The organism is Rhodococcus sp. WWJCD1, from assembly GCF_002258735.1.
Classification (GTDB): domain Bacteria; phylum Actinomycetota; class Actinomycetes; order Mycobacteriales; family Mycobacteriaceae; genus Rhodococcoides.
Genome location: NZ_NOXY01000016.1, coordinates 75083 through 93756, shown reverse-complemented (window position 1 = coordinate 93756; position 18674 = coordinate 75083). Strand labels below are relative to the sequence as shown.

21 protein-coding genes are annotated in these 18674 nt (G+C 64.0%); 1 reads left to right on the top strand and 20 read right to left on the bottom strand.

Features of this window, described 5'->3' with window-relative positions:
* Positions 1-34: 34 nt before the first annotated feature.
* Positions 35-700: a response regulator gene (locus tag CH286_RS11730; protein ID WP_032380018.1), complete on the top strand. Its 666-nt coding sequence runs from the start codon at positions 35-37 to the stop codon at positions 698-700.
* A 10-nt stretch (positions 701-710) separates the two neighbouring features.
* Here the strand turns inward: CH286_RS11730 and CH286_RS11725 are convergent, their stop codons facing one another.
* The 20 genes from CH286_RS11725 to CH286_RS28420 form a co-directional block, all read right to left on the bottom strand.
* Complete coding sequence (locus CH286_RS11725) at positions 711-1538, bottom strand: ABC transporter permease (RefSeq protein WP_032380017.1); 828 nt, start codon at positions 1536-1538, stop codon at positions 711-713.
* The gene (locus tag CH286_RS11720; RefSeq protein WP_241257124.1) at positions 1528-2523 is read right to left on the bottom strand and encodes an ABC transporter ATP-binding protein; all 996 of its coding nucleotides are present in this window, start codon (positions 2521-2523) and stop codon (positions 1528-1530) included. The genes CH286_RS11725 and CH286_RS11720 overlap by 11 nt, the downstream gene beginning before the upstream one ends.
* A 109-nt stretch (positions 2524-2632) precedes the next feature.
* Positions 2633-2755 carry a hypothetical protein gene (locus CH286_RS28185; RefSeq protein WP_254925625.1) on the bottom strand — a complete coding sequence of 41 codons (123 nt, stop codon included), beginning with the start codon at positions 2753-2755 and terminating at the stop codon, positions 2633-2635.
* Positions 2756-2814: 59 nt separating this feature from the next.
* On the bottom strand, positions 2815-2937 hold the full coding sequence (locus CH286_RS28180; protein ID WP_254925626.1) for a hypothetical protein: 123 nt from the start codon (positions 2935-2937) through the stop codon (positions 2815-2817).
* A gap of 57 nt (positions 2938-2994) precedes the next feature.
* Entirely contained in the window at positions 2995-3114 is a 120-nt protein-coding gene (locus CH286_RS27635) for a lasso RiPP family leader peptide-containing protein (RefSeq protein ID WP_121872028.1), read from the bottom strand.
* Positions 3115-3163: 49 nt separating this feature from the next.
* On the bottom strand, positions 3164-3283 hold the full coding sequence (locus tag CH286_RS27630) for a keywimysin-related RiPP (protein ID WP_141215835.1): 120 nt from the start codon (positions 3281-3283) through the stop codon (positions 3164-3166).
* 146 nt (positions 3284-3429) lie between these two features.
* Positions 3430-3867, bottom strand: coding sequence for a lasso peptide biosynthesis B2 protein (locus CH286_RS11715; protein WP_217902923.1), 438 nt, complete (start codon positions 3865-3867; stop codon positions 3430-3432).
* The gene (locus tag CH286_RS11710; RefSeq protein WP_080730710.1) at positions 3864-4157 is read right to left on the bottom strand and encodes a lasso peptide biosynthesis PqqD family chaperone; all 294 of its coding nucleotides are present in this window, start codon (positions 4155-4157) and stop codon (positions 3864-3866) included. The genes CH286_RS11715 and CH286_RS11710 overlap by 4 nt, the downstream gene beginning before the upstream one ends.
* 37 nt (positions 4158-4194) lie before the next feature.
* Positions 4195-6039, bottom strand: a complete 1845-nt coding sequence (locus tag CH286_RS11705; RefSeq protein WP_094609290.1) for an asparagine synthase-related protein — start codon at positions 6037-6039, stop codon at positions 4195-4197.
* A gap of 197 nt (positions 6040-6236) precedes the next feature.
* Positions 6237-7208, bottom strand: a complete 972-nt coding sequence (locus CH286_RS11700; RefSeq protein ID WP_032387954.1) for an LLM class F420-dependent oxidoreductase — start codon at positions 7206-7208, stop codon at positions 6237-6239.
* Between the two features lie 9 nt (positions 7209-7217).
* The gene (locus CH286_RS11695; protein WP_094609289.1) at positions 7218-8018 is read right to left on the bottom strand and encodes an SDR family NAD(P)-dependent oxidoreductase; all 801 of its coding nucleotides are present in this window, start codon (positions 8016-8018) and stop codon (positions 7218-7220) included.
* Positions 8019-8047: 29 nt separating this feature from the next.
* The gene (locus CH286_RS11690; protein ID WP_094609288.1) at positions 8048-9847 is read right to left on the bottom strand and encodes a glycoside hydrolase family 15 protein; all 1800 of its coding nucleotides are present in this window, start codon (positions 9845-9847) and stop codon (positions 8048-8050) included.
* Positions 9844-10536 (bottom strand): HAD family hydrolase, encoded by a 693-nt coding sequence (locus CH286_RS11685; protein WP_094609287.1) that lies wholly within the window; start codon positions 10534-10536, stop codon positions 9844-9846. The genes CH286_RS11690 and CH286_RS11685 overlap by 4 nt, the downstream gene beginning before the upstream one ends.
* Before the next feature lie 82 nt (positions 10537-10618).
* Entirely contained in the window at positions 10619-11092 is a 474-nt protein-coding gene (locus tag CH286_RS11680; protein WP_032380678.1) for a Dps family protein, read from the bottom strand.
* Between the two features lie 144 nt (positions 11093-11236).
* On the bottom strand, positions 11237-12766 hold the full coding sequence (locus CH286_RS11675; RefSeq protein WP_032380010.1) for a catalase: 1530 nt from the start codon (positions 12764-12766) through the stop codon (positions 11237-11239).
* Between the two features lie 185 nt (positions 12767-12951).
* The gene (locus tag CH286_RS11670) at positions 12952-13587 is read right to left on the bottom strand and encodes an acetoacetate decarboxylase family protein (RefSeq protein WP_032404568.1); all 636 of its coding nucleotides are present in this window, start codon (positions 13585-13587) and stop codon (positions 12952-12954) included.
* Entirely contained in the window at positions 13587-15278 is a 1692-nt protein-coding gene (locus CH286_RS11665; protein ID WP_094609286.1) for a GMC oxidoreductase, read from the bottom strand. Before CH286_RS11665 ends, CH286_RS11670 begins: the two co-directional genes overlap by 1 nt.
* The gene (locus tag CH286_RS11660) at positions 15275-16792 is read right to left on the bottom strand and encodes a flavin-containing monooxygenase (RefSeq protein WP_094609285.1); all 1518 of its coding nucleotides are present in this window, start codon (positions 16790-16792) and stop codon (positions 15275-15277) included. Before CH286_RS11660 ends, CH286_RS11665 begins: the two co-directional genes overlap by 4 nt.
* Complete coding sequence (locus tag CH286_RS11655) at positions 16789-17394, bottom strand: TetR/AcrR family transcriptional regulator (protein WP_094609284.1); 606 nt, start codon at positions 17392-17394, stop codon at positions 16789-16791. The genes CH286_RS11660 and CH286_RS11655 overlap by 4 nt, the downstream gene beginning before the upstream one ends.
* 55 nt (positions 17395-17449) lie before the next feature.
* Complete coding sequence (locus CH286_RS28420) at positions 17450-18667, bottom strand: neutral zinc metallopeptidase (protein ID WP_349290434.1); 1218 nt, start codon at positions 18665-18667, stop codon at positions 17450-17452.
* Positions 18668-18674 lie beyond the last annotated feature (7 nt).

Below are 18674 nucleotides of genomic sequence, written 5' to 3'. Positions count from 1 at the left end.
TCGCCATCAGCTGACTCGATCTTTCGGGGGGACAATGATTCGCACTGTCATCGTCGACGACAGTGAACTGTTCCGAGCTGGGCTGCGAATGATCGTCGAGTCCGGCAGCGGAACCACCGTCGTCGGCGAAGCAACCAACGGGATCGACGCAGTTTCCCTGGTCGAGAGCTTGCCGGGTGAGATCGACGTGGTCTTGATGGACATCGACATGCCCGGACTGAACGGAGTGGACGCCACTGCGCGGATCCTCGACCTCGACGCGCCTCCCAAGATCCTCATTGTCACGACATACGCGGTGGACAACCTGGCGTACAACGCCATCATGGCGGGGGCGAGCGGATTCTTGCTCAAGGACACTCCGCCCGACGCACTTCTGTCCGCCATCGAGGCCACTCACCGCGGCACTGCGGTCGTCTCGCCGCAAATGACTCGGCAACTGCTGTGCTCGGTATCCCCGCAACGTGCCGGTATTCCCGCCGACGATTCCGTTCGGCGTCGCTGGGAGTCGCTGACGGACCGCGAACGTGACGTACTCGAGGCAATCGCACAGGGACTGAACAATTCTGAAATCGCGGACAAGCTGTTCATCGCGGAGGTTACCGTCAAGACACACGTGGGGCGGGTACTGCGCAAACTCGATGTTCGCGACCGAATTCAATGCGTGGTGTTCGCCCACACTGCGGGTTTGGTCTCGGACTGACGGAGTGTGATCACTCGGCACGCGAGGAGACGGCTCCGGATATCTTGGCACCCGCATCGCGCCGTGCCGCGCGCCGGAGCACGAACACCGCCGCGATGCATCCGACGACGCTCCAAGCACCGAGAACCAATGCGGTCTCGGCCAGGTGCCACCGTCCACCGATCTCCGAAGCGGCTGCGGCATCACCGAGGAGAGCAGCGCGCAGGGCCTGGCCCAGCCAGTAGAGCGGAGTCGCCTGTCCGATCGCCTGCATCCAGGACGCCTGGTTCGCCAGCGGGTACAACACGCCGGACACGCTCACCAGCGCCATGAGCAGAAGCGATACGAAACTCAGGTTCCGCGGGTTCTTGACGAGCGAACCCAGGATCGCTCCGAACGGCAGAGTAGCCGTCATGCCGAGGGGCAGAATCCACACAAGGTTTGCGAGTTCGATCGGATCGGCCGAGACGAACTGCCCGAACAGCACACTCGCTCCGATCAGTACGACGCAGAAGGTGATGAACGTGAGGGCCACCTGGCTGCTGATCTTGCCGACGAGATAGGTGTGAATACCGTAGGGCAAAGATTTCACGCGCAGCAGACTTCCGTCCTCCCGCTCGGCGATGAGGTTGGTGGCCAACCCCATCAGTCCGCTGAACAGCACGTTGATCGCGAGCACTCCGGGGATGGCGAAACTACCGAGCGAGGTTCCGGAGCCCGACACCTCCACTCCTCGAAGGAAATACATGACGATCAGAGCGATGCACGGAAAGAAGATGTAGTTGAGGACGAGGGTAAGGCTCTGTCTGAATTCGATCAGCCCGCGGCCGAGACCGAGACGGACGGTATCAATGAGCATGGAAGAGCACCTTTCCTTCGTCTGGACTCGGATCGAGCTCCGCGGCAACGGGATCGGCACTTCGAATCATGTGCAGGTAGGCGTCCTGCAAATTCAGTGGCCGGACGACGAGATCGGTCACCTGGGAGCCCCCCGAGGCCAACAGTTCACGCACGAACTCGGTGGCGTTGTCGACCGTCGCCGTCTGCGAACGTCCACGGAGCCGGTACGACACCGCGGTACCCCAGGCGTACCGGCGGGCGAGCTGCTCGGTGGTTCCACGCGCGACGACACGTCCATCTACCAGAATCGCCACCGAATCTGCGAGGAGCTCGGCCTCGACCAGATCGTGGGTGGTCAGTACGACGGCCGTTCGCCGCGTGCGGGTGATCGACCCGATGAGTTCGTGAAAGTCCTGGCGCGCTTCGGGATCGAACCCGACTGTCGGTTCGTCCAAGAACAACAGTTCGGGATTTCCGACGAGTCCGATCGCGACGTCGAGACGACGCCGTTGGCCTCCGGAGAGTCGACCGACCTTGGTCTGTGCTCGGTCGGTCAGACCGACAGCATCCAGTAACTCGTCCGTATCGTATGGCAGTCGGCCACCCGACGGCCCGAGTACCCGATAATGCTGTGCGAAGTGCAGCAACAACTCTCGAACTTTCCATCGACGATGATCACGCCATGACTGCAACACGACACCGATGCGCGACTGCCATTCTTCGTCGCCGTGGGCGGGATCGACTCCCAACACACGCACGTACCCACTCGACCGGCGGCGAATTCCCTCGAGAATCTCGATGGTGGTCGTCTTACCCGCGCCGTTCGGCCCGAGCAATGCAACCACTTCGCCCGCCTCGACACGAAGATCGACCCCGGTCAACACATCGATCGACCCGTAGCGCATCCGAACGTCCCTGGCCTCGAGGGCCGGTACGTCGGATCGGTTCGGGTAGACGGATGTGCCAACGGAGTCGCTCGACTGCCCGTGCAGTGCCATCGTCATCGACGCTCCTTCTACGTTGTTGCCACAACAGTTGGGTACGACTCGGAATCGGATCCCGGACCGGCGACCCGGCACATGATCGTGCCGGGTCGCCGCACCGGGTGCAGTGTCACTCCTTGGAGTGATCCTCGAACGGCAGGATCGCTTCGGTGTGCGGACCGATGAACTCTCCGGTCTCGTCCTGGAAACGGCCCAGATCCGCAACGGCAGGTGTTTCGTATGCCTTGTTCACGATGGAACTCCTCGCTGAATTGTAGAGATGTTTCGAATTGTTCTATGTGACTGACGGATTCACTCCTTGGAGTGATCCTCGAACGGCAGGATCGCTTCGGTGTGCGGACCGATGAACTCTCCGGTCTCGTCCTGGAAGCGGCCCAGATCTGCAACAGCAGGTGTTTCGTATGGCTTCGACATGCGCGTTACACCTCCTTTCCGAGGTTGATCAGTCCGCGATGTTCGCGGCGTCGACGATCAGTTCTTGCGATCCGCGATCGGGTTCCAGCCCTCGGCCTGGCCACCGATGCCGAAACCGGTCTCGTCCTGGAAGCTACCCAGGTCGACGACAGCGGGAGATTCGTAATCCTTGATCATGGCGGTATTTCCTTTCGATTCTGTCCGGTCGAGCTTCTGTGATCCGGTGTCAGTTCTTGCGATCGGCGATCGGGTTCCAGCCCTCTGCCTGGCCACCGATGCCGAAACCTGTCTTGTCCTGGAAGCTACCCAGGTCGACGATGGTCGGGGCTTGGTAATCCTCGGTCATGTGTCACACCTCCTTTCGCATACTCAGGGGATCGGTCGATTCACTCCGGGGCCCGTATCGAGTCCTCCGGTACGGGATCGACGGCGGTCGACGGCGCGGTCGACGTCCGACGTCCCGAGTTCATGGGGCGCAGCCTGGAGTCCAGCTCACACAGACTGCGGCAGCATCGATTTCGAGGAGACGGAGAAGAATGTCGAGAAGTCGGACTTGGCCATCGGCTCATCGACTATCACTCCGTCGACCTCGATCCACGCATGGGCGGTGAACGGCGGCGACGAGAGCACGCCCACGCACCATTGCGGCCACGTGCCTCGTGCACGGCACACCAACACCGTCGCAAGGGAGCGAGGCAGACAAGCCGATCCACCTCTGCTGTAGGGGCTGGAGGTCAGGACTGCATCGCGAGCCAGACGAGCCTCCTCGTACGTCGCCGGCCGAGCGCCGGTTGCGATCCGTTCGAGGAACGAACGCAGGACATTCGGAGGCATTCGACTCAGGCCCTTGGCGATTCCGACGCTCGCCTTGATGCCGAGAGTGGGGAGCGGACCGAGGGTCGAAGGAATGTGTGGCAGTACGTCACTCACAGCAGACCGACCCCTTCGAGTTGACGGTAGGCAGCGTCGACGTCGCGTCTCGCCAGTGCCGGGTCGATGGCGAACGTGTCGACCAACGCCGCGGCCGCGTCCTCGCGACTGCCACCCTCACGCAGGCAACGTGACACGATCAGCGCACTGTCGTTGAGGTGCCAGTACCGGCCGGCTGCACCGTCGAGAACGACGTGACCGTACTCGGTTGCCACCGTGTCGAGGTGCCTCGTCCTGCTGGAACGACCCGAGTTTCGCTGCGCAGCAGTGTCCTTGGTCCTCCAGAACATAGGTTTCTCCTTTGTCGATAGAGCCGGGATGGATCGATCACACTGTTACGTCGGTCCGATTTCGCTGAGCCGCAAGGAATACCGAGGCATTGATGGCCTGGTGAACATGTCCGACCGGTACCTCACGAGCTCGAGGCGACGTCGATGCAACAAATTCTGTTCGGTCGACCAGTCCGGTATCGAACAGTCGTGCGTCGTCCATCAGCTCCAGCAGTCGTCCGTAGTGGCGGGCGTACCCGCGTACGGACTGCGGTCCGCCGCCGATCTTGTTCGTTCGCATCAGATAGTCGTTCGGCAGCAATCCGCGCATCGCGTCCTTCATGAGGGGCTTCCATTCGAGTGGGGTATCGCGTTCGTCGCGTCGAACTGCAAGGGCAGCTTCCACCACTCGATCGTCGAGCAGAGGCGAGTCGTAGGACACTCCGAACGGCTGTCCCAGTTGTGCTGTGCCGCGGATCAGTCGGGCAGCATCGCGAGCGAAATACAGATCGATGTGCCCGGCAACGGTTCGGTCCAGTGGCTCTGCTGCCTCGAGCACGGAATCGATCTTGCTCCGAAGCAATTCGCGAGCATGCGGCGTAAGCCAGGGTGGCACAGCGGGCGGACTAGACCAATCGTTCATCCGTGGTACCTCGGGGTGAGGAACTCCGGCCAGTGCTGCACGCATCGTGTCGGCGAACCATTGTCGGTACGTGCGCCGATCGGCCAACTCTCGCAAGGTCGTCAGCACTCCGATTCCCGCTGGAATGTGCTGCGCCCTGGCTCTGTTCCACCCGACCCACGGACGTGCCCGTACGATCGTGTGCTCCCACGCATTGACGCCGCGCAAAATGTGGTCCCCTCCGAGACCGGTGATGTGCGTCCTGATTCCCTTGCGGCGATCGTCGGCCAACATTCGTACGATCCGCGGCCCGGCGGTCGCGGCCTGCGTCGGCTCGTCGAGTCGAACATCCAGGCTGTCGACACCCTCGTAGAAATCCTGCATGTCGTCCGTGGAGGTGACCTCATGGGTGTGCACTCCGGGCATGCTCTTGATCGCCCGGCGAGCCCAGTGGAGATCCTCGCGTCCACCCGGGTCGTCGTTGAAGAGAGTGCGAGCGAGCACACCCTGCTGCGCTTGTGCTGCGAAATAGCACAGCGGAGTGGAATCCAGCCCCCCGGAAAGGTCGCAGGCCACCGGATCTCCGGGCGCGGTGCGAGCTCGAACCGAACCCTCCACCGCCGATCTGAACAGAACGGCACCATCGGACCTCGAGGTGTCGGCCTGTGGCGCGTACCACCACGTTCCGGTCCGGCTTCGCTCGCCGTTTCTGTCGACGGTGATGTATCGATCTCCGGCAAGTGGTTCGACCTCCGTCCACAACGGGACGCGATCGAGTGGGTGCGGCATGGTGCCGAGTAGTCGTATGGTGACGGCCGCTGGGTCGACGTCGAACTCGCCCAGATCGGCCAGAACATCGGCGCGGTCGCTCAGTACCAGCACACCGTCGATGCGCGCAGACCAGATTCTGCGGGTCTCCATTGCCGCGGCGCTGGCATAGATCTGTCCATCTACCGACACGATCGTCGTGTAACTCCCGTTGAAGTTCGACGCTGCCGTTGCCGCCTGTGCCGGTACCGAAATGTCCTCGGCAAGTCTCCGCAGCCGGGACTCCGTCGCATCTGACCTGCCGACGATTGCGACCGTCGTACGTCCAACCTGTGCGGTGACGAGTCGGTCGGTTGTGAGATGCCCGAGAAGCCATGGACGCCCCGAGTCGTGAGTGATCCGAGTGGTCGACACCTGCGCCAACCGGGCCGCCAACGCGCCTGCGCGGGCCGTATCGGGTAGCGCCACGAAAAATGAGCGGCCACCCGCCTCGACAGCATCTCGCGTGTTCATCGTCCGCCTCCCTGCGGTGAGTGTTCGGCTCGTTCGATGTGAACCACTCTGCCGCGTGGGAACTTTCGTGGCGTCCTGCCTGCCGACGATTTCAGTCCTGCGACGGACGGACGCGGAGTCATACCGTGGGAGGACCGCCCGACGCGAACAACCCCGGCCGAATGAATCGGTCGGGGTTGTTCAGCTACCGGAGCAGCTCAGCTGGACGCAGCGCGCAGTTTCTCCAACAACGGGCCTGCAGCCTCGGCGAGGAACCGTTCTTGGGTTTCGTCGCCCACCTGCACGAGGGCGATGTCGGTGTACCCGGCCTCCCAGTACGGCTTCACGGCCTCGACGATGGCGTCCAGGTCGGGTCCACACGGAATCGTGTCGGCCACATCTTCTTTCCGCACGAACTTGGTGGCTCCAGCGAATCCCGCCGTCGTCGGCAGATCGGCGTTGACGGCCCAGCCGCCGGCGAACCAGCGGAATCGGTCGTGTGCGCGATCGATGGCGGCGTCCTTGTCCGGATCCCAGGAGATGGGGATCTGTCCGATGGAGCGCGCCGGTCCGTCGTGGTTGTCCGACCACGCCTTGACGAGGTCGGCGTCCGGCTCGGTGGCGATGAGGTGATCGCCGTACTCGGCGAACCGCGCCACTGCCTTCTCGCCACCGGCGGCGATGCCGATCGGCACGCCACCCTCGGGCAGGTCCCAGATCCGCGCGGAGTCGACGCGAAAGTGCTTGCCCTCGTAGGTGACCAAGCCGCCGGCGTGCAGAGCACGGATGATCTCGAGTGCCTCGACGAACATGTCCTGACGCTTGTCGATGGACGGCCATCCCTCTCCCACGACGTGCTCGTTGAGGTTCTCACCGCTGCCCAGGCCGAGAGTGAAGCGTCCGTCGGCCAAGATCTGCAGCGTGGCGGCCTTCTGCGCGACGACGGCCGGGTGGTACCTGATGATCGGGCACGTCACGTACGTCATGAGCTCGACGCGCTCGGTGGCCTGAGCCACCGCACCCAGCGTCGTCCAGGCGTAGGGCGAGTGACCCATGGACGAGAGCCACGGTGAGTAGTGATCGCTGCTGACCTCGAAGTCGAAGCCGACCTTCTCGGCTCCGACGGCGTACTTCACCAGCTCCTTCGGGCCGCTCTGCTCGGTCATCAACGTGTATCCGAAATTGGTCATGATGCTCTCCTAGATTGTTGCGACGGAACCGGCGTCGACTCGGTAGTTCGATCCGTTGACGAAGGACGCGCGATCCGAGCACAGGAACGTGATCACCGCAGCGACTTCCTCGGGCTCACCTCGACGTCCCAGCTCCATGTACGGACGCTCCTCGTCGAGGAAGCTCTCGATGGCACCGTCGCGGTCGGTGCCCTTCTCCTCGGCGCGCTTGTCCATCATCGCGTCGGTCATCGGGGTGTGGATGAACGCGGGAGAGACTGCATTGACCAGCAATCCCTCCGACGCATAACTGCGCGAGAGCCCCTTGGCGAGGGCCAATACGCCGGCTTTGGCTGCGCAGTAAGGCAATTCGTCGTCGTACGGCTGCACGGCATCCTCGGAGGTCAGCAACACGACGCGTCCCCAACCACCACGGCGTAGCGCCGGCAGAAATGCCCGCAGTAGCCGGACGGGACCCATCAGGTCGATGTCGAGGGTGGAACTCCACCCCTCCTCGTCGATCTCGTGAAACAGTCCTTGCGCGCCCGTCACTCCCGACGACTGGACGAAGATGTCGATGTCGCCCACGGCCCGCTGTGTCTGCGCCGCCAAGTTCTCGACCGCCTCAGTGTCGGTCACGTCCGCAGCGAACGCGAACAACTGCCCATCGGGCGCTTCGAGCTGCGCTGCTGCGTCGTCGAGCGAGGTCTGATCCTTGTCGCTGATCACAACCCGAACACCCTCGGCCAGCAGCATTTTCGCGGTGTGCCAGCCGATACCGGAGTCTGCTCCGGTCACCAGTGCTGTCCTACCGTCGATTCCCAAATCCATGAAATCCCACCTTGCGTTCGAGGTCGTTGTCAGGCTGTGGCGTCGTGCGAGCGCGCAATGGTCAGCGCCGCGTTCACCAGGGCCAGGTGGCTCAAGCCCTGCGGGAAGTTACCCAGAAACGACCCATCCGAAGCATCGATCATTTCGCTGTACAACCCGACGTCGTTGGACAGCGCCACCAGCTGGTCCATCAGAGCTGTGGCCTCGTCGTCTCGGCCGACGCACGACAATGCCGACACCCGCCAGAAGGCGCAGGCCACGAAGGTCGCTTCTTCCTGTGCGACTCCGCTGTAGCGATACATCAGCGGCCCGGCACCGAGCTCGTCGACGAGAGCATCGATGGTCGACGAGAGTCGTTCTCCACGATCGAAATCCATCTCGGCGGCCAACAGCACGGATGCGTCGAGTCCGTCGGCGCCCGGGTACGCGAGGTAGGCCTGCCGCTCGTCGGACCAGCACTCGGTTTCGATGTAGCGCCGAATGCATTCTTTCTCGGCTTTCCATCTATCCGGTATGCCCGGGATCTCCCCGGCTTCCGCCAGGTGCACGGCGCAGTCCAGCGCCTGCCAGCAACCGAGCTTGGAGCTGGTGTAGTGCTGCTCGTCCTCGAGCTCCCAGATTCCGGCGTCCTTGCGCTGCCACGAATCGCATGCCTCGTCCGCGATGGTGGCCAGCAGTCGACCGGTCTGCGCGTCCAGGATGTTCCCCGCGTCCACGTACTGCCGAATGATCGAGAACAGATCCCCGAAGATCATCAACTGCAGTTGATCTGCCGCGGCGTTACCGTTCACCACCGGCCCGATGCCTCGCCAGCCGGGCACGTCGGGCTGCTCGGTCCCGCCAGGCAATTCACCGCCGAGGGTGTAGAAGACGTTGACCAAGGGATCGTTTGATCGGATGACTTTCAGCAGCCACGCCACCGCCGCGTGGATTTCCTCACGAAGACCGAACCGCTGCAGGGCGCGAATCGTGTACGCGGCATCGCGAACCCACGCGTAGCGGTAGTCCCAGTTCTTGCCACCGGTGCGGTTCTCGGGCAGTGAGGTCGTTGCAGCGGCTGCTATCGCGCCGGACGGGCTGTGCAGCAACAACTTCAGTGCCAGCGCACTGCGAGCGACATGCTCCGACCACGGGCCCTGGTACGAGAACTCGTCCGACCACACACGCCAATTGGCGATGGTCCGGTCGATTCCCTCGTCGAGGTGCTGCGGATCCGGCAGCGGCAGCGGTTCGTTCTCGGTTCCCACCACACCGAGTACGTGCCGTGAGCCCGGGTGGGTGGTGAAGACACCGCTGATGTCGCGGTCCGCGAGCTGCACGTCCTCTATGCCCAATGTCCTTACCGCCAAGGTCAATCCGTCGACGCGCAGGACGGTTCCGTGCTCGGTGTCGTACGCCCACGGCGAGGCGATCCCGAGCATGGTCCCCGGCGCGACCGCCCACGTCAGCTCGACACTGCCGGCGAGACCCTCGACGCGACGTGCCAACTCCACCCAGGGCAACCGTCCGGCCACGCCGGTGTTGAGCGAGTCGGTGATGCGCACGGTGCCGGAGTCGGTACGGAATGTGGAACTCAATACGTTGGTGCCAGGGACGAATTCACGCTCGACGGTGAATTCGTCCCGCGGCGCGAGTTCGATGTAACCGCCGTGTGGCGCGTCGAGCAGCGCCGCGAACGGAGGCGGTGAATCGAGATTCGGAACCGGAAACCAGTCGATGCGGCCGTCGTCGGCGATCATCGCCACGGTCCGGCCGTCGCCGATCGCACCGTAGCTCTCGATGGGGACGTAGCCGTCGACCCTGGGGTGCGGCTTACGGAACTCGCTCAAGCACTTGCCTTTTCGTCGGAGTAGATGGGGCTGGTCTCGATGTTGGCGAGCAGATCGGCGGGGTCGTCGAACACGGCTACCGCTCCCGCGTCGAGCAGTTCGCTGCGCGAGATGCCACCGCTCAGCACACCGATGGCGCGTACTCCCGCACGTCCGGCCGCTTCGATGTCCCACACACTGTCGCCGACCATCACCGCACGCTCCGCCTGAACACCGGCACGCTCCAGCGCAACCGCGACGATGTCGGGCTCGGGCTTGGCCACCTCGGCGTCCTCACCGGACGTCACAACCGCAACCGAGTCCTCGACGTCGAGCAGATCACGCAGAGTCGAGAGCTCGCTCTCGGGGGCGGATGTGGCCAGCACAACGGTGAGTCCACGGGTATTCAAGTCCGCCAACAGTTCACGGGCATCCGGGAGCACTTCGAGATCGGACGAGGCATCGGCGTAGTACTCGCCGTGCAGCTTCTTCGCTTCCTGCGCCACCGCACTGTCGGACGAGCCGACCAGTGCCTCCAGCAACTTCGACCCGTCCATCCCGATGCTGCGATGAATACGCCACGACGGCACTTCGTGCCCGGCTTCACGAAACGCTCGCGACCAGGCGTCGACGTGCACGTAATTGGAATCGACGAGGGTTCCGTCGATGTCGAACAGAACAGCCCCGACGGCGGGGTTCGAAACACGCATGGTTCTCGGATACCCGGGGGTGGTGCACGCAAACAACAGGCCCCCCGCTGTGCGCGGGGGGCCTGTCGGGTGGAAAGAAACGTCAGCTGGCCTGCGCCTGCCACATCCAGTGCAACTGCTCGAGGCGCGCGGTGATGCCGATGAGCAGGTCCTGCGTCACCGGATCGGCTTCGCCGGTGTCGGCGATGCGTCCGCGGAGACGCTCCACCACGGCAGCGATGTTGTCGACAACGGCGGGCACGACCTCACTGTCCTGAGTCCACCCGGCACCGAAGCCCTTGGTGCCTGCGGTCGACGAGACGGTAGCTGCGCGGCCGTCGGGGCTGACGCCGATGGCAGTGGCGCGCTCGGCCGCCTGATCGGTGAACTCACGTGCAGCAGTGACCAATTCGTCGAGCTCGAGGTGAACGGAACGGAAGTTCTTGCCGATCACGTTCCAGTGCGCCTGCTTCGCGATGAGCGAGAGGTCGATGAGATCGACCACGGTGCCCTGAAGCGCGTCGCCCGCAATCTTCTGCTGGCCTGCGTCGAGAGTGCTGGTGATGGGGTTCGTCATGATGTGGCCTCCCTGCCGTTGGACGACGGTATGCATCGCACACCATTATTGTTCTTTCGTCTGTACTACACAACGGCACGTCGGCCCACGTTGTTCCGGATCGACGCCATCATCGCTGTGACGCCGATCCCAGGGTCGGTCGGATCAGACCTTGGCGGCCTCGTCGGACGGATCGTCGATTGCGCCGGCACCGGTGGTCGGCGCAGTCTCGTTCTGCTGCGATCGAACACCTTCCTCGACCTTCTTGCCCAGCTCGGGGTCGACGTTGGTCCAGTACTCGAACACTCGGCTCAGGACGGGCTCGCTGACGCCGTTGAGGACGTGGCCGACGATGTTTCCGACGAGACGCTCACGCTGGGCGTCGTCCATGACCTCGCGGACCAAGGCTCCCGCTTGCACGAAGTCGCCGTCCTCGGGGTGCTCGATGTACCCGGTGCGCACGAAACGAGGCTCGAAGTCCCACGCTCCGTCGTCGCCGTACTTGTTCGTGTCCGCCGATGGGCCGCCGAACGAGTTCGGGGCGTAGACGGGCGTCTCCGGGGAGTTGAACGAGTACCGCATGTTGCCGTCCTTGGAGTACGAGTTGACCTCGGACTTCGGGGCGTTGACCGGCAGCTGCGCGTAGTTCGCTCCGATGCGGTACCGGTGCGCGTCGGCGTAGGAGAACACACGGCCGAGCAGCATCTTGTCGGGGCTGAAGCCGATGCCGGGCACGGTGTTGGAGGGCTCGAACGAGCTCTGCTCGATCTGAGCGAAGAAGTTCTCCGGGTTGCGGTTCAAGGTCATCTTGCCGACCTCGATCAGCGGGTAGTCCTTCTGCGACCAGACCTTGGTGAGGTCGAACGGGTTGTACTTGTAGTTCTCGGCATCGTCGTACGGCATGAGCTGCACCTTGAGGGTCCAGCTGGGGAAGTCGCCGTTCTTGATGGATCCGAACAGGTCCTGACGGTGGTGGTCGGGCGACGTACCCGCAACCTCGTCCGCCTTGTCCTGCGTCAGGAAATCGATACCCTGATCGGTCTTGAAGTGGAACTTCACCCAGGTCTTCGTGCCGTCCTCGGCAATCAGCTGGTATGTGTGCGAGCCGAATCCGTCCATGTGGCGGAACGACTTCGGAATGCCGCGGTCACCCATGAGCCAGGTCACCTGGTGTGCCGACTCGGGCGAGAGGGTCCAGAAGTCCCACTGCATGTTGTTGTCGCGCAGGCCGGAATCGGGCATGCGCTTCTGGCTGCGGATGAAGTCCTGGAACTTGATCGGGTCCTTGACGAAGAAGATCGGGGTGTTGTTGCCGACCAGATCCCAGTTGCCTTCCTCGGTGTAGAACTTCAGCGAGAAGCCACGCGGATCGCGCCAGGTGTCGGGGCTGCCCTGCTCGCCCGCGACCGTGGAAAAGCGTGCCAGCATCTCGGTCTTGGCACCAGGCTGCAGAGCCTTCGCCTTGGTGTACTTGCTGATGTCTCCGGTGATCTCGAGTTCACCGAACGCGCCTGCGCCCTTGGCGTGCACGACGCGCTCCGGGACCCGCTCACGGTTGAACTGGGCCATCTTCTCGATCAGGTAGTGATCGTGCAGGAGGATCGGACCCTGCGTCCCGGCGGTGAGCGACTGGTCGTCGCTGGGTACTGGAATTCCCGAGTTGCTGGTGGTGGGCTTATTGATCGGCTTGGTCATACGAAGCCTCCTGATGGCTGGAGTAAAACCGGGAGGGCTGTCCCGGGGACGCACTGAACGGCCGGACGCTGGACCGCTTCGTGGAGAGAATGCCTCGCGGGGCTGCGACATAAACCCCTGACGCGGCGACGTCTCCGGCTTTCAGCATGCAATCAATCTGGACTAAGTCAAGAAAAGAACGGCTTTCAGGGCACCAACTGCGCTTCACCGGTTCGCATCGACCCCGACACGATCTGCAGTCCGAAATAGGTGCCCGACGGCATCCAGCGGCTCAACGTCGGTCCCGTCGCTTCCACCCGGACCCGGGCCAACCTGGCCTTACCCTTCAGACGAGCGATACCGACGGCCGAGCCGCCGTCGACCGGTTGCGCGAATCCGATGGACCCGAGCATCGGAAACTGCGGTCCGTAGCCGCGAGAATCGGTGTGCACCGACCACTCGCCGCTGCTCACCCCGGCCTTTCCCAAGACTTCGCCGTCGAACTCGGCCAGCACCTTGGGCAGGTGCCAGTTGGTCCTACCGCCGTGTACGGACGTGGCGGAATCGACGGCGATGAACGGAACCGCCATCCGAGGAGTGCGACCGACGTCTCGGCGCAGAACTGGGCTCGCCAGAATCTCGCGGTACGGACCGACGGGTGATGTCACGTAATCGACCACCATGGCCATCGTGATCGGCAGGGTTGTAGCTCCGGACGGACCGAACTCCGACGACCGTGCTCGATGCCACCAGATCGTGGCCCGGACGTTGGCAGGCCATGGCGCTGCAGGGCTGACCGGCCAATCGGTGCGCTCGGTCTCGGACTCGGGCACGCTCCACATCAGGAGTCCCTCCCCACCACGGTCAACGGAAGCCGCAGCGCACCCGGCGCGGACACCGGCACCACCGGGCGGACCGGCTGTGTGGGTGTAACTTCCCGGTACTCGCTACCCGCCGCGGGGCGCTTGTCGGTCTCACCCTTGTTGGGCCACAACGCCATTGCACGCTCGGCCTGCGCGGTGATGGTCAGCGACGGATTGACCCCGAGGTTGGCGCTGACGGCCGAGCCGTCGAGCACATGCAATCCGTCGTAGCCGTACACACGCTGGTAGCCGTCGATCACACCGGTCTTCGGCGAGTCACCGATGGCGCAGCCACCGAGGAAGTGCGCCGTCATCGGAATGTTGACGATCTCCGCGATCGACCCGCCCGGGTCGCCGCCGATCTTGTCGGCGAGCAACCTGATCGCTGTGTGTCCCTGCGGAATCCACTGCGGCGGTGGATCGCCCGCACCGGGCCTACTGGTGAGCCGGCGACCGAACGGGCCCTTCTTCGAGCCGAGTTCGAGCGAGTTGTCGTCGGTCTGCATGACCAACGCGATGACGGTTCGCTCCGACCACCGGTGCACCGACAGGCTCCGCACCGCAGCGCCGGGATGGCGCAGGGCGACGCCGAGGGTCTTGAGCACCCGGGGCATCTTGCCGCCGCCGTCGCTCAGCACCGTCTGCAACAGTCCGATCGCGTTGCTGCCCTTGCCGTATCGCACCGGCTCGATGTGAGTGTGGTCGTCGGGATGGAACGACGACGTGATCGCCACACCCTCGTGGTAGTCGACCTCACGGCCGCGGGCGGTCGCGGCGAGGACCGCCTCGGAATTGGTGCGCACCAACGAGCCGATCCTGTCCGACAATCGCGGCAACGAACCCTTCTCCTTGGCTGCGAGCATCAGCTTCTGCGTGCCGTAGGTGCCGGCCGAGAAAATGACCTGATCGGCGGTGATGGTCTTCTCCTTGCGGCGCAGCTTCCCACCGGTCCGACGCGTCACCACGTCGTAGCCTGCGCCGTTGGGCCGCACGTCGACGACCGTGGTCAACGGAAGAACATGCGCGCCTGCATGTTCGGCCAGATAGAGGTAGTTCTTGACGAGTGTGTTCTTCGCACCGACGCGGCAGCCCGTCATGCACGATCCGCATTCGGTGCAGCCGGTGCGTTCGGGACCGGCACCACCGAAGAACGGGTCGGGTGCCGTCTTGCCGCGGTCACCGAAGTACACGCCCACCGGCGTCGAGGTGAACGTGTCCCCCACTCCCATGTCCTCGGCCACTTCCTTCATCACCTTGTCCGAGGCGGTGATGGTGGGGTTGGTCTCGACGCCGAGCATCCGACGCGCCTGGTCGTAGTACGGATTCAACTCGCGCTGCCAGTCGGTGATCGAACCCCACTGCGGGTCCTCGAAGAACTTCGCCGGTGGCTGGTACAGCGTGTTCGCGTAGTTCAGCGAGCCACCGCCCACGCCGGCTCCTGCCATCACCAGCACATCGGGCAGCAGGTGGATACGTTGCACGCCATAGCAACCCAACGCCGGAGCCCATAGGTACTTGCGTAGCCGCCAGCTGGTCTTGGGCAGCTCGTCGTCCTCGAATCGGCGACCGGATTCCAGAACTGCCACCCGGTAGCCCTTCTCGACGGCCCGCAGCGCGGCAACGCTGCCGCCGAAACCGGAGCCGATGATCAATACGTCGTAGTCGCTCATGCGGATACCACCTCGTTGTCTGATTCGAGAGTGTCTTGTTCGGGAGTACCGGGGACGATTCGATAGTTCGAGACATCGAACTCTCGCGTCTTGTTGCGGAACCGGAATGTGTAGGTAGGCCACATCGTGGAGTTGCGACCGTTGGCATCGAGGTACCAGCTCGAGCAGCCGCCGGCATTCCACACGGTGCCGTCGAGCGCGGAGTCGACCCACGAATTGTGCTGCCGCTGAGCCGATTCGTTGACCTCGACGGCCGCAATCCTGCGATCCATCATTTCCTTCAGCGCGGAGACCACGTAGTTGGCCTGCGACTCGAGCATGTACACGATGGAGCTGTGCCCGAGGTTGGTGTTGGGGCCGTACATCAGGAACAGGTTCGGGAACCCGGCGACAGTGGTACCGAGGTGCGCCTGCGGGCTACCGCCCCAACGCTCCGCGAGAGTACGACCGTCGTTGCCGCGCAACAGATGCGACACCGGCGGTTCGGTGGGAGTGAACCCCGTCGCGAAGATGATCGTATCCACCTCGTGGTTGCGACCCGAGGCGTCGACCACGCCGTTCTCGGTCACAGACGTCAGGCCCGACGTCACGAGATCGACGTCCGGACGGTCGAGCGTCCGGAGCCAATCGTTGGACAGCAGAAGCCTTTTGCAGCCGGGTGCGTAGTCGGGGGTCAGAGCGGCCCGCGTCGCGGGGTTCTTGACCTGCCGCTTCAGGTTCGCCTTCGCGAAAACCTTCACCGCGGGCAGCATCCACGGATTGTCGGCCAGAACCGTCACGTAGGCCTCGCGATAGCCGTAGATGATGCCGCGCACCGCACGATGGGCCGCAGGAATCTTCTCGTACAGCGTTCTTTCGAGCCGGCCGATGGTGCGATCGAGTCGCGGGATGACCCAGGCGGGGGTGCGCTGGAAGACGGTGAGCCGCTGCGCGCGGTCGACGATCTCGGGGACGAACTGCACCGCAGACGCTCCGGTGCCGATGACGGCGATGCGTTCACCGGTGAGGTCGTGCTCGTGATTCCACGTGGCGGAGTGGAACACGGTGCCGGAGAACGTGTCGATACCGGGCACGTCCGGAATCTTCGGGGTCGACAGCGCTCCGGTGGCGGCAACCAGAACCCGCGCGCTCGTTGCGCCCTTCGACGTCTGCACCGACCACCGCGAGGTGCTCGAATCCCAGGTGGCGCTCTGCAATTCGCAGTCGGTGACGATCCTGCGCTGCAGTCCCAGCCGCTCCACCACCGATTTCAGGTAGGAGAACAGCTCCGGCTGACGCGCGAAGGTATGACTCCACTCGGGGCTGGGAGCGAACGAGAACGAGTAGAGCGAGGTAGGCACATCGCAGGCGCACCCCGGATACGTGTTGTCTCGCCACGTGCCGCCCACATCGGACGCACGCTCGATGACGGTGACGTCGGCGGCCGGATCGGCGGCGAGGATCTTCGCCACGGCTGCCAGACCGGCGAACCCGGCTCCCACGACGAGGATGTCCACGCGCTGCTCGAGACTCATGACGTCATCACCTTTTCGGACCAGATCGGAAGGAGCCGCTCACGCAGTTGCGCGTCGGCCTCGGGAGTACGGAACAGCGCCGAGACGGCCAGGCCGCGGGCGAGTTCGACACTGAGCTCGATGGATTCGGGCGACATCTTGCTACCCATGACGATCTGGGCACCACCCTGAATTGCCTCGGCGACGCGTCGTTCGAGGGGGATCATCGCCTCGTGCAGCGCCGGATCGGTACGGGCCGCTACCCAGAGTTCGAGGGCGGCATAGAAGAGGGGCCCGGAAAACGCGTCGGCGAGAATCTCGGGTCCGCGCGCCGGATCGGGCTCGGCCTCGAGGATCTCCGAGAGCCTGCGGTCGACCAGGTGCTCGACGGCCGCGATCACCAACGACTCCTTGGACGGAAAGTGGTGCAGTTGCGCTCCCCGAGACACACCGGCGCGCCGCGCTATTTCCTGCGTGCTGGTCTTGGCGAAGCCCAGTTCGACGAGGCAGTCGATCGCGGCGTCGAGCAACTTCGCGCGGGTGCCCGCGGTGCGCTCGGCCTGCGTACGCCGCCCGGTCGGCTCGGCGTCGTTCAATCCTGTGTCGGTAGTCACACTTTGCACAGTAGCGCTAAAACAACAAACAGTCCAGCCTGACTTTAAGTTTTGGTTCGGACCGTCAGATGCAGGCCTGGGCCCCGTCCATCACTCCGTGCCGGAACGCCTCGACGCGCAGGAACCCGCTCCCCTGCCGTGATTCGTCACCGTCGCCGCGAAAGAGCAGCAGCGACGCGATCGCCTCGTCCAGGTCCCCGGGCGAGAGGGTGTATCCGCTGGTGGGACGGTTCTGCAGCAACACGCTGGCCGCCCAACTCCCGGCAAAGCAATCGCCCTGCAAGGACGTGTCCTGGGTGTCGGCGTCGATCCCGGCGTGTGCCATCCCCGCCAATCCGTACTGGGTTGCGATGAGCGCCGCGACGGCAAAGTCCCCACCCTGCTCGTAGAACCGCGGCATCGCATCGACGGCATCGAACCCCACGTAGTCGTCGGGCACGCAGTAGAACAGCACATAGCCGGAAGCAGACTGGCCACCACAGTCGGGAGCATCGGACGGGTCGAACGCAACGACCGGCTTCAGTGGCTCCCACGGCCGGCCCGTCAACTCCGGAAAGAGCACGCTCCAGTAGTCCTCGAGATCTTTCGGAACGCCGTCGATGATCTGCTCGAGCGGGGCGTCGCCGCCCCGATCGGCGTCGGACTGGCTGGTGAACGGCAGCTGCAGGACGGGAGGGGAGCCGTCGACGTACGGTTTGCAGTCCATCGGGCCGCCGTCGAACCCGGTCTGAAACGAACTGACGCGGTCGAAGCCGCTGCCGTGCGCCGAATCGCTCTCGGCCGAACTACCCGGCTCGTCACGCAGATACAGGAAACCGGCCAGAGCACTGTCGAGTTCGGCCTGCGACGGATCGAAGGCGGTGGCGTCGGACACCGCATGAGCCGCCCACGCTCCCGCGAAGCAGTCGGCCTGAATTTCACTGGTGACGGTCATGCCCTCGAAATTGGCCCTGGCCTGAATCGCGTGCCCCCACTCGTGAGCCATCACGATGGGAATCACGAAGTCGCCGAACCGTTGCTGCAGATCGGGGAGCAAACCTTCGCTGTCCCACGCCACTACGTCGGCGCTGGGGCAGTAGAAGGCGTTGCCCGCGATGTCGTCGGCCGACGACGCGCACGGCGGCACATCGCCGGAAGACGGGACGACGGCATAGAAGCCACCGCTGACGGGTGTGTAGTCGCTGCCGTAGACAGCGGGGAATTGCTCGGCCCAATACGACTGCAGATCATCGATCGCGGCCGCGACGATTTCGTTCACCGGATCGGACGCATCGCCCACCATCCCGACG